Here is a 14,316-nt window from a genome sequence, read left to right on the forward strand (position 1 = left end):
CGTCACCTCGCCGAAACAGGCGCCTCCGTGCTGGTTTCGCGCGAGCCACGACCCACCGTTTCACCACGGTCGGCGACGGCCGAATCACCCAGTACCGCACGCACACTCGCGTCGGGCCTCAGGTCCAACCGGCGCAGCAGCTGGGCATTGACGGCCACCACCACGGTGGACATCGACATCAGCAGCGCACCCACCGACATCGGCATCACAAAACCCACCGGCGCCAGCACACCGGCTGCCAGCGGTACCGACAGCAGGTTGTATCCCGCTGCCCACCACAGGTTCTGCTTCATCTTGCGGTAGGTGGCCTTCGACAGTTCGATCACCGACAGCACCGAGCGCGGGTCGGAGCTGGCCAGAATGACGCCCGCCGAGGCGATCGCAACGTCGGTGCCCGCACCGATCGCGATCCCGACATCGGCCTGCGCCAGCGCCGGTGCGTCGTTGACACCGTCGCCCACCATCGCGACGGTGTATCCCTCGCTTTGCAGTTCGCTGACTTTCGCGGCCTTGTCTTCGGGCCGCACTCGCGCGAACACCCGGTCGATGCCCAGCTCCGCGGCCACCGCATCGGCGACCGCAGGGGCGTCGCCGGTGATCATCACGACACGCAGGCCGAGCCGGTGCAGCGCGTCGACTGCCTGACGGGATTCCGGCCGGATCTCGTCGGCAAGCGCAAGCGCACCCACCACCTCGCCGTCGACCACCACGTGCAGCACGATCGCGCCTTCGTCGTGCCAGGCCGCCGCCTCCGGCAGTTCGTCGAGGCCTGCTTCCTCGAGCATGCGCGGCCCACCGACGCGGACGGTCCGCCCGTCGACCGTCGCGGTGACGCCGACCGCAGGCGCGGACGTGAAGTCGGTCCACCGGGGCAGTGACAACTCACGGCGGCGGGCCTCGTCGACGATCGCGCGGGCCAGCGGGTGCTCGCTGTCGGATTCGGCGGCCGCGGCAAGCGCCAGCACCTGCTCCGCGCTGCCGACCGCCGCAGCGATGCCCGTGACGGCCGGCTCCCCCCTGGTCAGGGTGCCGGTCTTGTCGAACAGCACCGCATCCACCGTGCGCATGCTCTCCAGCGCCAGCCGGTCCTTGACCAGCACGCCGCCGCGCGCCGCGCGCTCGGTGGCGATCGACACCACCAGCGGAATCGCCAGGCCCAGCGCGTGCGGGCAGGCGATCACCAGCACCGTGATGGTCCGGATCACCGCCTGGTCGGGGTGCCCGATGAAACCCCACACGATAGCGGTGATGATCGCCGAGCCCAGCGCGAACCAGAACAGCCAGCCGGCCGCGGTGTCGGCCAGCCGCTGGGCCCGCGACGACGAGTTCTGCGCCTCGGTGACCAGGCGCTGGATGCCGGCGAGTGCGGTGTCGTCGCCGACCGCCGTCACGCGGATGCGCAGACCGGAATCGGTCGCGACGGTGCCGGCCACCACCCGCTCGCCCGGTCCCCGGGTGACCGGGCGGGATTCGCCGGTCACCATCGACTCGTCGATCGCGGCGACTCCTTCGACGATTTCGCCGTCGGCCGGCACGCTGCCGCCCGGTCGCACGATCACCAGGTCGCCGACGCGAAGCTCTGCCGGCGCCACCCGTACGGTCGCGTCGCCGTCGACGCGCTCGGCTTCGTCGGGCAGCAGGGCGGCCAGCGAGTCGAGCGCCGAACTGGTTTGCGCCAACGACCGCATCTCGATCCAGTGGCCCAGCAGCATGATCACGATCAGCAGCGCGAGTTCCCACCAGAAATCGAGTTGATGGCCGAGCACCCCGAGGCTCGCACCCCAGGACGAGATGAACGCCACGGCGATCGCCAACCCGATCAGCAGCATCATTCCCGGTGCGCGCGACCGGATTTCGCTGACCGCGCCGGTGAGGAACGGCCGGCCACCCCAGACGAAGATGACCGTGCCGAGCACGGGCGACACCCAGCGCAGGCAGGGAAGCTCAGGAAGTGAGTAGCCGAGGATCATCGCGAACATGCCCGAGGCGGCAACCGTCGGGATGGCGAGCAGCAGCATGAGCCAGAACAGCCGCCGGTATTGCGCGACGTGATCGCTGTGGTCGCCGTGGCCGCCACCGCAGTGGCCGGCCGAGGCCGCGTTCTCGTGGTGCCCGTGATGCTCGGTCATGCGGTTCACTATACCCCTAGGGGGTATCAGCGCCCGGCGCTGCCGGGCAAGGGCGCATTGCCGGTCAGTAGATGATCGGACCGCTGCCCGTCGAGGTGGGCGGTTTCACCGGCCCCACGGTCGGCCGAGAGATCGTCGGCTTGGAGGGTTTGACAGGACCAGCCGACGGCGACGGCGGCGTGGTGGACACAGGCGGCTCCTCGATCACCGACGGCGTGGTGGTCACGGGCGCCGGCGGCTCCGGCTGTTCCGGCGTCGTGGACGGGGTGAAGACCGGAGCGGCCGATGTCCCCGACGACGGGCCGGCCGGCGGTGGGGCGACGGACGCGGTCGTCGTGACGGCGGGCGGCGCTTCCGATGGCTGCGCCGTCGGCGGAAGCGTGGTCACGGCGGGGATCGTCGTGGTGAGTTCGTCCGACGGCGGCGGTGCCGCCGGAGGGCCGGGTGGTGACGGCGTGACGACGCGCGGAGCCTGGAGTTGCCCGGTGGGCGGCGGCGCGGGCTTGGTGAGGTTCGCCGGCGCAATGTGCTCGTTGCGCTGGTGAAGCCACGCGATGGTCAGCCCGAGCACCAGAAGCAGCGCCAGCGCGGCAAGCGCGGCGGGAAGCGCCGTGCGCCGCGAGAAGAGTGTCGGCTCCTCGCCTGCACCGGCTTCGGCGAGTTCCGTCGGCTCGTCGCCGTCAGTGAGCGGCGTGCTGGCGCAAGTGAGGTTGACGTGGTCCAGTGTGCGGTCGCGCAACCATGCCGGCGCAGGAATGAACACCGGAACAGCACCCAGCAGCGCGACAGGGTTGACCATTCGCCGCCGCTCCTCGTCGCACACCGGGCACGACTCGATATGGCGCGCAACCCGTTTGCGCATCAGCACCGTGAACTGGCCGTCCCAGCCGGCCAGGATCTCACCCAACTCGGGGCATGCGTCCGGATTGCTGCGCACGCCACGCGACACCAGCAGCGCACCCAGTGAGCGTTCGATGGTGTCACGCAGCCGCTGCGCCATCTTCTTCGCGTTGGCGGCGCTGACGCCCAGTGCCTCGGCAAGTTCGGGACCGTCCAGCCCGTGGCGGTAGGCCAGCTCCAGCACCGCACGGTCACGGTCGGACAGCCCTCCGGCCGCCTCCGCGATCAGGTCCGCGAGCTCACTGCGGGCGGCCAGGGTGTCCGGGCCGGCATCCGTCGACTCGACCTCCGGCAAGTCGTCCGACGCACGTTCGCGGCTGCGCGCGCGGATGCAGCGCAGGCACTCGTTGCGGGCGATCGCATACAGCCACGGCCGCAGCTTGTCGGCCTCCCGAAGTTGTGGAAGCCGCGTGGCCGCTGCACAGAACACGTCCTGCACGCAGTCCGCAGCGGCGTCGCGGTCGCGCAGCATGCCGATGCAGAAGTCGTGCAGCCGGTTGGCGTACCGGTCGTAGATCGTCGCGAACGCGCCACGGTCACCGCCCGCCGCAGCAGACGCCAGTTCGGCGTCGCTGACGAGGTCCCAATCGGGCAGAGCGGTCATCGCGGTGGTCCCCTCTGACTGCGCTTTGATCGTAGTTCGCGACAAGGACACGCTGGAGCCATCTGCAGAAGTTCAATCCGGCTAGCATCCGCTGCATGCTGGCCTCGCTGCGCTCGTCCGCCGGCCGAGCCCGGCAGTGGGCCAGCGCCTCGATCAACCGCGCGGGCTATCTGCGCAAGTGGCTGATCCTCGGTGTCGCGATCGGTGTCATCGCCGGACTCGGCGCCGTCGTGTTCTACCTGGCGCTGGACTACGCGGGCCGCGTGCTGCTCGGCTACCTCGCCGACTACCACATCCCCCAACCCGTCGGTGACGGCGCCGACCCCGGCTCAGCGCGCTTCACCCGGCCGTGGGCGATCCCGCTGGTCACGGTCGCCGGAGCGCTGGCGTCGGCGGTGCTGGTGGCCAAGTTCGCGCCGGAAGCCGAAGGACACGGCACCGACAGCGCGATCGCGGCCGTCCACACCGATCCACGCGCGATCCGCGGGCGCGCGATCGTCGTCAAGACCATCGCCAGCGCGCTGACCATCGGCTCCGGCGGATCAGGCGGCCGGGAAGGCCCGGCGGCGCAGATCTCGGCGGGCTTCGGCTCGCTGCTCAGCCGCCAGCTCAACCTGACCGACGAGGACGGTCGCATCGCGGTGTCGCTGGGTATCGGCTCGGGCATCGGAGCGATCTTCGGCGCCCCGCTGGGCGGTGCCGTGCTGGCCGCATCGATCGTCTACCGCGACGACTTCGACTACCGCTCGCTGATTCCGGGCTTCATCACGTCGGCCACCGGTTACGCCGTGTTCGGCTCGATCCTCGGCTTCGAGCCGCTGTTCGGTGACGTGGCGTCGTCCTACCAGTTCCACCAACCGCTGCAGCTGATCTGGTTCGCCGTGTTGGGGATCGTCGCCGCGGCAGTGGGCTACCTGTACGCCAAGACGTTCTACGGCACCGTCGCGCTGACCGCGCGGCTGCCCGGCGGCGCTGTGATCAAGCCGGCAGCCGGCGGGCTGGCCGTCGGGCTCCTCGCGCTGCTGCTGCCCCAGGTGCTGTCCAGCGGCTACGGCTGGGCGCAGAAGGCCGCGGCCGCGCAGACGCTGATGGCGATCCCGCTGTGGGTGGTGCTGTTGCTGCCGATGGCCAAAATCGTGGCCACCTCGCTGTCGATCGGCACCGGCGGCTCGGGCGGCATCTTCGGCCCCGGGGTGGTGATCGGCGCCTTCACCGGCGCGGCGATCTGGCGGCTCGCGGACGCCCTGCATGCTCCCGGCTTACCGACCAACCCAGGCGTGTTCGTCGTCGTCGGCATGATGGCGTGCTTCGGCAGCGTCGCGCATGCTCCGCTCGCGATGATCATCATGGTGGCGGAGATGACGACGTCGTTCTCGGTGCTGCCGGGCGCGATGGTCGCGGTAGGAATCGCCTACCTGCTGATGTCGCGTACCGACGTGTCGATCTACCGGGCGCAGCGGCGCAACCGCGAGACCGCCGGCGAAGAGCGCCGCGCCTAGTTAGGCGCTCTTCTTGGCCGACTTCGCTGCCTGCGCTGCGCCTTGCTCGGTCTTCTCGCCCTCGTGGGTCAGCGTGCCGCCCGCGTTCTCCAGGTGCGCTCGCACGAACCACTGGAACTTCTCCAGCTCACCGGCGTGGTCGATCAGCATGTCCTGGGTGACCAGGTCGAGGTCTTCGAGCTTTTCGATGTTCTTGCGGGTGTCTTCGATCACGCCGTTGTACACGAGGTCGAGCGCGGCCAGGTGCGCCTGCACGGTGTCGCGGTCGACGGAGTAGTCGTCCCATGTGCGGTCGTTGATGATCGCTCCCGGCGTGCCCTTCGGCGAGTGGCCCAACGCGGCGATGCGCTCGGCGACCTCGTCGGCGTAGCCGCGCACCAGCGCCACCTGCGGATCGATCATCTCGTGGACGCCGATGAAGTTGGGCCCCACCACATTCCAGTGGATGTGCTTGAGCGTCAGGTGCAGGTCGTTGTACCGGCTGAGCTGCTTTTGGAGCAGTTCGGCGACCTCCGCCCCCTGCTTTTCCGACATGCCCGGAACAGTGAACTGACCCATTGCCACTCCTCGTCCTGCGTTTCTTGACTCGGTCCAGCAAGGGCTACCCATGACGCCCCTGGGGAAAACGAACCATTACAGCTTCGAAAGATTCTTGATCGCCTGCCGCGGGCCGAAACGTTCGTAGCGGGCGAACCCGCTGACCTCCAGCAGCCGGACCACGCGATACCGGTGCGGCCGTAGCGGCTCCAGCAGCGTCACCATCTGCGCGTCGTCGATCGGATATCCGAGCAGCGTGCGACCGATCACCCGGGCCAGGTGGTAATCGCCCACCGACAGTGCGTCGGCGTCTCCGAAGGCGCGTTGCGCGGTCTCGGCGGCCGTCCACACTCCCACCCCAGGCAGCGAGGTCAGCGCCTCGCGGGCCGCGTGCGCGCCGCGCCGGGTCAACCGCTCCAGCGCCGGGGCGCGCTGCGCGCACCCGACGATCGTGCGGGCCCGGCCGGGATCGACGTTGGCGCGGTGGAATTCCCACGACGGGATGCGCCGCCAGACCTCAGCCGACGGCGGCACCCGCATGCGCGCGGGTGCCGGACCCGGCGCCGGTGCGCCGTACTTGGTCACCAGCACCCGCCACGACCGGAACGCGTCCGCGCCGGCGACCCGCTGCTCCACCACCGCAGGAATCAGCGCCTCGAGCACGCGGCCGGTACGGCCCAGGCGCAGATGCGGCGCCTTGCGCCAGGCCGCGGTGATGGTCGGGTGCTGCGGCGCGAATCCGGCCGCGTCGTCGTCGAGGCCCAGCATCGCCGGCAGCGCGTCGGCGAATTCGGCAGCGCCCGCACCCCACGCTTCGCAGTCCACTACGCACGGCGCCGACTTCGTGATCCGGGCCGTCACCGGGCCGCTCGGCATCAGGCTGGTCCGCCAGATCGCTCCGTCGGGCGCCACCACGAAGCACGGATCGCCCCGGCCGCGTCGCAACGGGTCCAGTGTGGCCCGCGGTCGCGCCGGAGCGGGGAACGTGACGCTGCATTCGGATTTGATGAACCAATCGTGACATCCGTTGCGCGGGCTGAGCGATCGGTGCGCCGCTCCGATGTAATGAAGCCTGGTTGTCCGCCAAGGTGACGGGGTAGAAAAGGTCGATGGGGTTCCGGGGTCCGAGCGCGCGGCGGCTCGAGCTGCTCGACGCGCCCGCCGGCGGCGGCTCGGGCGCCGTCTCCGATACCGAGTCTTTCGACGCGTGGTGGGACCGCATCCGCCGCACGGTGCGCACGCACGTCGAGGACTTCGTCGACATGCGATGCGCAGCCGACTTGGCCGGCGCCGGTGTCGACGTGGCCGTCGATGTGTTGGCGCAGTTCGTGTCGGGCGGCAAGTGCCTGCGCTCGACGTTCGCGTATCTGGGCTGGCGATGCGGCGCCGCCGAGGACAACCGCGCGCTGCGCGCTGCGGCCAGCTTCGAGCTGCTGCACGCGTTCGCGTTGCTGCAAGACGACGTGATGGACGGCTCGGCGCTGCGCCGCGGCCGACCCGCGGCCCATGTGCAATTCGGCCACTGGCACCGCGACCGCAAGCTGTCCGGCTCAGCCCGCCGGTTCGGCGAGTCGGCCGCCATCCTGCTCGGCGACTTGTGCCTGGTCTGGGCCGCGCAGATGCTGCGCGAAAGCGGCCTGCCCGGCGAGGCGCTGAACCGCGCCTGGCCGCGGTACGACGCGATGCGCACCGAATTGGCGGTCGGCCAATTCGCGGATCTGGTGAACGACGCGCGGGGACTGCCCACACTGGACGACGTGCTCGACGTGGCGCGCCGCAAGTCCGGCAACTACACCGTGCGCCGCCCCCTGGAAATCGGCGCCACGCTGGCCGGCTGCGACAACCGGACACTGCTGCTGCTCGGCGGCTACGGCGCCGCGGTGGGCGAGGCCTTCCAGTTGCGCGACGACCTGCTGGGGATCTTCGGTTCGACCGCGGTCACCGGCAAGCCCAGCGACGGCGACCTGTCCGAACACAAGGCCACCAGCGTCGTCGTCGCAGCGCACCGGATGGCCGACCCGACGATCCGCCGCCAGCTCACCGAACTGATGCACAGCGACGAGATCGACGACGACGACATCGCCCGCTGGCGGACGCTGATCGTGGCCACCGGCGCGGTGCAGTGGATCGAGGAGATGATCGACGAGCGGGTCGCCGCGGCGCGTCAGCAGATCGGCGACACCCGGATCGACGAGTCGGTGCGTGCAGCGCTGGCCAACATGGCGACCGTCTGCACCGCGCGGACCGCATGATGATCCGCACCGTCGGAGGGCACGCAGACCACGTCGTCGTGGTCGGCGCGGGCCTGGCCGGTCTCTCGGCCGCGCTGCACCTGGCTGGGCGCGGCCGCCAGGTGACCGTCGTCGAACGGGAGCCGGTTGCAGGTGGCCGGGTCGGTCGCGTCGACGCGCGCGGTTATCTGCTGGACACCGGCCCGACAGTGCTGACGATGCCCGACATCATCGACGACACATTCGCGGCGGTGGGTGAAAGTTGTTCTGCCCGATTGGATTTGGTTCCAGTTCAGCCGGCCTATCACGCCGCGTTCGCCGACGGCAGCGAGCTCGACGTGCACACAGAGGCGGGCGCTATGACCGCCGAAGTCGAAGCATTCGCCGGCCCGGACGCGGCCGCCGGCTATCTGCGGCTGCGCGAATGGCTGACTCGGCTGTACCGCACCGAATTCGACGGCTTCATCGCCGCCAACTTCGACTCACCGCTGGGCTTGCTCACGCCGCAACTCGCGCGACTGGCAGCGCTCGGCGGCTTTCGTCGGTGGGCACGGGTGGTGCAGCGGTTCATCGACGACGAGCGGCTGCGGCGGGTGTTCACGTTCCAGTCGCTGTATGCCGGCGTGCCGCCGCACCGGGCGCTGGCCGTGTATGCGGTGATCGCCTACATGGATACCGTTGCCGGCGTTTACTTCCCGCGGGGTGGAATGCGGGCGCTGCCCGACGCGCTCGCCGCGGCGGGCGCTGCCGCCGGCGTACGGTTCGAGTACTCGTCGGCCGTCACCGCGCTGGAGATGTCCGGCGACCGGGTCAGCGCCGTCCACACCGAGCGCGGTAGCCGCATCACCTGCGACGCCGTGGTGCTGACCACCGAACTGCCGCAGACGTACCGGCTCCTCGGTCGCACACCGCGCCGGCCGTTGCGGCTGCGTCCGGCGCCGTCGGCCGTGGTCGCCCACGTCGGCTGCGTCGCAGTGCAATCCGGTGCACACCACACCATCCTGTTCGGGCACGCGTGGGAACAGACCTTCGACGACATCATCCGCACCGGCCGACCGATGACCGATCCGTCACTGCTGGTGACCCGGCCCACCGCCACCGACGCATCTTTGGCGCCGCCGGGTCGGGATCTGCTGTACATCCTGGCTCCGGCGCCGAATCTTGCTCGCGGACAAGTGGATTGGGACACCATGGCTGACGGTTACGCCGCACGCCTGCTCGACACCGTGCGGGGCAGACTTCCCGGTGTCGGCGACGACGCCGAACTGCTGCATCTGGTGACTCCGGCCGATTGGGCCCGGCAGGGCATGCTGGCGGGCACGCCGTTCGCCTTGGCGCACACGTTCGCCCAAACCGGGCCGTTCCGGCCTGCCAACACCGTTCGCGGAGTGGCCAACGCGGTGCTCGCGGGTTCGTCGACGGTGCCGGGTGTCGGGGTGCCCACCGCGTTGCTGTCAGGGCGGCTCGCGGCCGACCGGATCACCGGACCGCTGCAGCAGCCCGCACGAAGGATCATCGCTACCGAAGGCAGCAACGCATGATCCGGTCCGAGCTCGACGCAGCAGGGGTGACGCAGCCGCGGCTGCGAATGGCCTATTGCCGCTGCCGCGACCTGAACGCCCGCCACGGCCGCACATTCTTCTTGGCCACCCGGCTGCTGACACCGGCGCAGCGGCCCGCCGTGCATGCGTTGTACGGGTTCGCCAGGCTGGCCGACGACATCCTCGACGACCTGAATTCGCCGCTCGACACCGAGGCGAAAGAGGCGGGGTTGCAACGCCTTTCGGATCTCTTCTTCGAAGGCGGCACCGCCGACGACGAGGAGACCGACCTGGTGCTCACGGCGGTGCGCCACACCGCGGCGTTCTACGGCATCGCCCCGGAACTGTTTCGCGACTTCTTGGCTTCGATGCGGATGGACCTGACGGTCACCGATTATCCCGACCGCGCGGCGCTCGAGCGCTACATGCACGGCTCGGCGGAAGTCATCGGCTTGCAGCTGCTGCCGGTCCTCGGCACGGTCGGCCCCGCCGACGAGGCGGCTCCCTACGCCGCGGCGCTGGGTCAAGCGTTTCAGCTCACCAACTTCCTGCGTGACGTCGACGAAGACTTGGCCAGAGAGCGGGTCTACCTGCCGGCCGACGAGCTCGCCGCGTTCGACGTCGACCGCGAGTTGTTGACGTGGTGTCACCAACACCGGCGCACTGATCCACGGGTGCGCCGGGCGCTGTCGGCACAGCACGACATCACCCGCGGCATCTACCGGTTCGCCGCCGACGGCGTGCAGATGCTGGCGCCGTGGTCGCGGCCGTGCGTGGCCACCGCACTGACCCTGTACTCGGAGATCCTCGACTGCATCGAGGCGAGTGACTTCGCGGTGTTCAGCCATCGCGCCCGGGTGGGCACCGCGCGTCGGCTGCAGGTGGCCGGTGGTGGGCTGATCCAGGCGTGGCGGGCGAGGCGCGGGCAGGCCGCGTAGCCGTGGACCGATGGCAGTACCTGCTGGTGCTGGGCGCCTGCCTGCTCGTCACCGCGCCGCTCGAGTTCTTCGGTCCCGGCGTATATCGCCAGCCGTTGCGCACCGTTCGGTCGGTGCTGCCGGTGGCGTTGCTGTTCGTCGTCTGGGATGCGCTGGCGGTCGCGGCGCACGTGTGGACGTACAACCCGCGCTACATCACCGGAGTTCACGTCGGCTTCGGCATTCCGCTGGAGGAATTACTGTTCTTCATCGTGATCCCGTTGTGCGGCTTGCTCACCTACAACGCGGTGACGGCGATGCTCGGCCGGCTCAGGCGCCGCTCGTGAGCGGGCTGGGCTACACGCTGCCCGCGGTGGTCGCGGTCGCCGCCGTCGTCGCGCTCGAGGTGGTGGTGTGGCGCACCGGGCTGTTCCGCAAGGGCGCGTACTGGCTGTCCATGTCGATCGTGCTCGGCTTCCAGATTCTCGTCGACGGTTGGCTCACCAAATTGAGCGCACCGATCGTCGTCTACGACGACGCGCACACCGTCGGCGTCCGGTTTCCGTTCGACATTCCCGTCGAGGACTTCCTGTTCGGGTTCGCGTTGGTGACGGCGGTGCTGTTGCTCTGGGAGCGGCAACGTGACAGTCGGTGACGCCGGCCTGCCGCGCGACGCGGTGCCTTCGGCGTTCGACGTCGGCGCACAGGCCTATGACCGCATGGTGGGTGCCAATCCCGGCTACCACGAGCATCTGCGAATCTCGGTGCAGCGCATGCGCATTCCGAACCGCGGGCGCGGATTGCGGCTGCTCGACGCCGGGTGCGGCACCGGCGCGTCGACGGCCGCGCTGGTCGCCGCGGCACCGGAAGCTCAGATCGTCGCGGTCGACGCGTCGGCGGGGATGCTGCGTGAGGCGCAAGCCAAGACGTGGCCATCGTCGGTGCGGTTCGTCCACGGCCGCATCGAAGACCTCGCCGACCTCGGCGTCACCGGCCCGTTCGACGGCATCCTGGCGGCCTACCTGGTGCGCAACCTGGCCGACCCCGACGCGCAGCTGAAGCGCTTTCTGACGTTGCTGCGGCCGGGCGGAACTCTTGCGGTGCACGAATATTCGGTACGCGATTCGCGTGCGGCGACGCTGACGTGGAGCGCGGTGTGCTGGGGCATCATCATCCCGTCGGGTTTCCGGCACACCCGCGACACTGCGCTGTACCGGCACTTGTGGCGCAGCGTGCTGGCGTTCGACGGCGCCACCCAGTTCCGCCGCCGGCTGGCCGACGCGGGGTTCGTGGCCGTGCACAGCGAGACGATGACGGGCTGGCAGCGCAACATCGTCCACACCTTCCTGGCCGACGCTCCTCATGACTAGCAACGGTTTTCGTGATTCGCGCCGGGTGACGCATGCCGCCGCGCCGGGCTTGCCGAACGCGGATTCACTGACGTCGAGACCGCACGCGGTGGTGGTGGGTGCGGGAATTGCGGGTTTGGCCGCAGCGACGGGACTTGCCGAGCGCGGCGTGAGCGTCGAGGTGCTGGAGCGACAACGGTATCTCGGCGGCCGGGTCGGCGGGTGGTCCGAGGCGCTGCCCGACGGCACTTCCGTCGCGATGAACCGTGGCTTCCATGCGTTCTTCCGCCAGTACTACAACTTGCGAAACCTGTTGCGGCGCACCGATCCGGCGCTGAGCCAACTGACCGCCGTCGACGACTACCCGCTCGTCGATGCCCAGGGCCGCCGCGACACTTTCCGTGGACTGCCGCGCACCCCGCCGTGGAATGCGCTGTTGTTTGCCCTTCGCAGCCCCACGTTTCGGCTACGGGACCTCGTCGCGCTCGACGCCCGCGCCGCCGCACCGCTGGCTGCGGTGTCGGTGCCGGACATCTACCACCGCCTCGACGACGTCGACGCCGAAACGTTTCTGCACCAGATCAACTTTCCCGACGCAGCGCGGCACCTGGCGTTCGAGGTGTTCTCCCGCAGCTTCTTCGCCGAGCCCGCGCAGCTGTCAGCAGCCGAGCTGGCGACGATGTTCCACATCTATTTCCTCGGCTCGAGCGAGGGCTTGGTGTTCGACGTCGCCGGCGCCAACTTCGACACCTGCCTATGGGAGCCGTTGCGGAAATATCTGTCCGACCGGGGTGTGCAGTTCCGCACCGGAGTGTCGGTGTCGTCGATCGGCACCGACGGCCCCAAAGCGTTTCGCGTGCATGCTGATTCGATCGACCCGGTCGACGCCGACGCTGTCGTCCTTGCCCCCGACGTCAGCGGGCTGCGCGCGATCGTAGGTGCGTCACCGGATCTCGGCGACGAAGTGTGGCGCGAGACGGTGGCGGCCCTGGGGACGGCGCCGCCGTTCGTCGTACAGCGGCTGTGGCTCGACCGCCCGGTGAAGCCGCAACGGCCGGCGTTCCTCGGCACCGGGGGGCTGCCGCCGCTGGACAACATCAGCGTGCTGAACCGCTATGAGCGCCAAGCAATCGACTGGTCACACCGCCACGGCGGCGCCGTCGTCGAGCTGCACTCGTATGCCGTGCGCGACCGCGACGGGCTGACGGAGCGGTTGCTCACTCGGCTGCACGAGTTGTACCCGGAGACCTGCGACGCCAGGGTGGTCGCCGAACGCACCTTGTGGCGCGACGATTGCCCCCGGTTCGCTCCGGGCGATTTCGCCCGCCGGCCGCAGGTCACCACGCCACATCCTCGGCTGATGCTCGCCGGCGACGGCATCCGCATCGACCTGCCGGTGGCGCTGATGGAACGCGCGGCCACCACCGGGTTCACCGCGGCCAACAAGCTGCTGGCCGGCTGGGGGCTGGCCGGGCACCCCCTGCACACCGTGCCGACGCAGGGCCGCATTCCGCTGCTGCGCCGCCTGGCGGGTGGTAGGCAACAAATGGTCGTGAGAGGGCAGAGCTCGCCGTGAAGTGGCCGAAAAACCTTCCTATTCAACTACTCCCGCGAACGCAGTGGGCGCAGCAGGAACCCACCTACCGCGACGCCGAACCGGCGATCATCGACGCGGCGCTGCGGCGCACACATCAGCGGCCGGCGGGCAACTGGTACGCGTTTGCCGCCAGCACCGGCGTGCACAGCCGGCGCCCGTTCGGCACGACGGTCGCCGGGGTGGAGATCGTCGCGTGGCGCGACAGCAACGGCGGGCTGCACGTCGGCCCCGCCACATGCCCGCATCTCGGCGCCGATCTGGCCACGGGAACGGTGGACTGCGGCGCGCTCGTCTGCCCGTGGCACGGGCTGCGCCTCACCGGCAACCGGGAGTTCGGATGGAAGCCGCTGCCGAGTCACGACGACGGCGTGCTGGTGTGGGTTCGACTGGACCGCATCGGCGGCGAGGAGCCCACCCCGCAGCCGGTAATTCCGTTGCGCCCCAATGGGATTCGGCTCGACGCGGTGACGCGGCTGGTCGGTATCTGCGAGCCGGACGACGTCATCGCCAACCGGCTCGACCCGTGGCACGGCGCGTGGTTCCATCCATACTCGTTCACGCGCCTCGAAGTTCTCAGCGCGCCACCGCCGGACGCCGACGACGACACCGACCGCTTCCTCGTCGCCGTAACGTTCAAGATGGGCCGGTTCGGCGTACCGGTGATTGCGGAGTTCACCAGCCCGGAGCGGCGCACGATCGTGATGCGGATCGTCGACGGCGAAGGCGCCGGCAGCGTGGTCGAGACGCACGCGACACCGCTGGGCGCAGGGCCCGACGGGCGCCCGCGCACCGCGGTGATCGAGGCAGTGATCGCCCACTCGGACCGGTCAGGTTTCGCCCGGACCCGCCACGTCGCCCCGATCATCACGCCGCTGATGCGGTACGCCGCCACGCGGCTGTGGCGCGATGACATCGCCTACGCCGAGCGCCGCTACCACGTGCGCACCCGAGCGCGCGATCTCCACCGCCGAATGTGAGCTGACGGCGAAAATCTTCGCGATTTTTCGCAACC

General features: G+C 69.8%; 13 protein-coding genes. 9 read left to right on the forward strand and 4 right to left on the reverse strand.

Translation table 11 applies throughout. The features are described 5' to 3' along the window. Positions 1 to 2 precede the first annotated feature (2 nt). Together AC5Y4C_RS15605 and AC5Y4C_RS15610 are read right to left on the reverse strand one after the other, a co-directional pair. The gene (locus AC5Y4C_RS15605) at positions 3 to 2,129 is read right to left on the reverse strand and encodes a heavy metal translocating P-type ATPase (RefSeq protein WP_499961785.1); all 2,127 of its coding nucleotides are present in this window, start codon (positions 2,127 to 2,129) and stop codon (positions 3 to 5) included. Between the two features lie 64 nt (positions 2,130 to 2,193). Continuing rightward, entirely contained in the window at positions 2,194 to 3,633 is a 1,440-nt protein-coding gene (locus tag AC5Y4C_RS15610) for an RNA polymerase sigma factor (RefSeq protein ID WP_499961783.1), read from the reverse strand. Between the two features lie 95 nt (positions 3,634 to 3,728). Here AC5Y4C_RS15610 and AC5Y4C_RS15615 point away from each other — a divergent pair, with 95 nt between their 5' ends. Continuing rightward, positions 3,729 to 5,132, forward strand: coding sequence for a chloride channel protein (locus tag AC5Y4C_RS15615; RefSeq protein ID WP_499961782.1), 1,404 nt, complete (start codon positions 3,729 to 3,731; stop codon positions 5,130 to 5,132). On the opposite strand, the gene AC5Y4C_RS15620 is transcribed toward AC5Y4C_RS15615, so the two are convergent. After that, positions 5,133 to 5,690 (reverse strand): Dps family protein, encoded by a 558-nt coding sequence (locus tag AC5Y4C_RS15620; RefSeq protein ID WP_499904740.1) that lies wholly within the window; start codon positions 5,688 to 5,690, stop codon positions 5,133 to 5,135. Positions 5,691 to 5,765: 75 nt separating this feature from the next. Beyond that, on the reverse strand, positions 5,766 to 6,677 hold the full coding sequence (locus AC5Y4C_RS15625; RefSeq protein WP_499906268.1) for a DNA-3-methyladenine glycosylase family protein: 912 nt from the start codon (positions 6,675 to 6,677) through the stop codon (positions 5,766 to 5,768). A gap of 101 nt (positions 6,678 to 6,778) precedes the next feature. Between AC5Y4C_RS15625 and AC5Y4C_RS15630 the strand changes: the two genes are divergently transcribed. From AC5Y4C_RS15630 to AC5Y4C_RS15665, 8 genes are read left to right on the forward strand one after another with little or no spacing between them, the layout of a single operon-like run. Continuing rightward, a complete protein-coding gene (locus AC5Y4C_RS15630; protein WP_499961780.1) occupies positions 6,779 to 7,921 on the forward strand; it encodes a polyprenyl synthetase family protein in 1,143 nt (380 codons plus the stop codon). Positions 7,922 to 7,923: 2 nt separating this feature from the next. Beyond that, a complete protein-coding gene (gene crtI, locus AC5Y4C_RS15635; RefSeq protein WP_499962045.1) occupies positions 7,924 to 9,441 on the forward strand; it encodes a phytoene desaturase family protein in 1,518 nt (505 codons plus the stop codon). After that, positions 9,438 to 10,379 (forward strand): phytoene/squalene synthase family protein, encoded by a 942-nt coding sequence (locus tag AC5Y4C_RS15640; protein WP_499904735.1) that lies wholly within the window; start codon positions 9,438 to 9,440, stop codon positions 10,377 to 10,379. The genes crtI and AC5Y4C_RS15640 overlap by 4 nt, the downstream gene beginning before the upstream one ends. Before the next feature lie 2 nt (positions 10,380 to 10,381). Then, positions 10,382 to 10,705, forward strand: coding sequence for a lycopene cyclase domain-containing protein (locus AC5Y4C_RS15645; protein WP_499904731.1), 324 nt, complete (start codon positions 10,382 to 10,384; stop codon positions 10,703 to 10,705). Further along, positions 10,702 to 11,013 carry a lycopene cyclase domain-containing protein gene (locus AC5Y4C_RS15650; protein WP_499904728.1) on the forward strand — a complete coding sequence of 104 codons (312 nt, stop codon included), beginning with the start codon at positions 10,702 to 10,704 and terminating at the stop codon, positions 11,011 to 11,013. The genes AC5Y4C_RS15645 and AC5Y4C_RS15650 overlap by 4 nt, the downstream gene beginning before the upstream one ends. After that, positions 11,000 to 11,728 carry a class I SAM-dependent methyltransferase gene (locus AC5Y4C_RS15655; protein WP_499904726.1) on the forward strand — a complete coding sequence of 243 codons (729 nt, stop codon included), beginning with the start codon at positions 11,000 to 11,002 and terminating at the stop codon, positions 11,726 to 11,728. Before AC5Y4C_RS15650 ends, AC5Y4C_RS15655 begins: the two co-directional genes overlap by 14 nt. Beyond that, positions 11,721 to 13,283, forward strand: a complete 1,563-nt coding sequence (locus AC5Y4C_RS15660) for an FAD-dependent oxidoreductase (protein WP_499904724.1) — start codon at positions 11,721 to 11,723, stop codon at positions 13,281 to 13,283. The genes AC5Y4C_RS15655 and AC5Y4C_RS15660 overlap by 8 nt, the downstream gene beginning before the upstream one ends. After that, complete coding sequence (locus AC5Y4C_RS15665) at positions 13,280 to 14,281, forward strand: Rieske (2Fe-2S) protein (RefSeq protein ID WP_499904720.1); 1,002 nt, start codon at positions 13,280 to 13,282, stop codon at positions 14,279 to 14,281. The genes AC5Y4C_RS15660 and AC5Y4C_RS15665 overlap by 4 nt, the downstream gene beginning before the upstream one ends. The last annotated feature ends 35 nt before the right edge of the window (positions 14,282 to 14,316 follow it).

It is taken from the genome of Mycobacterium sp. NGS35 (assembly GCF_059812855.1).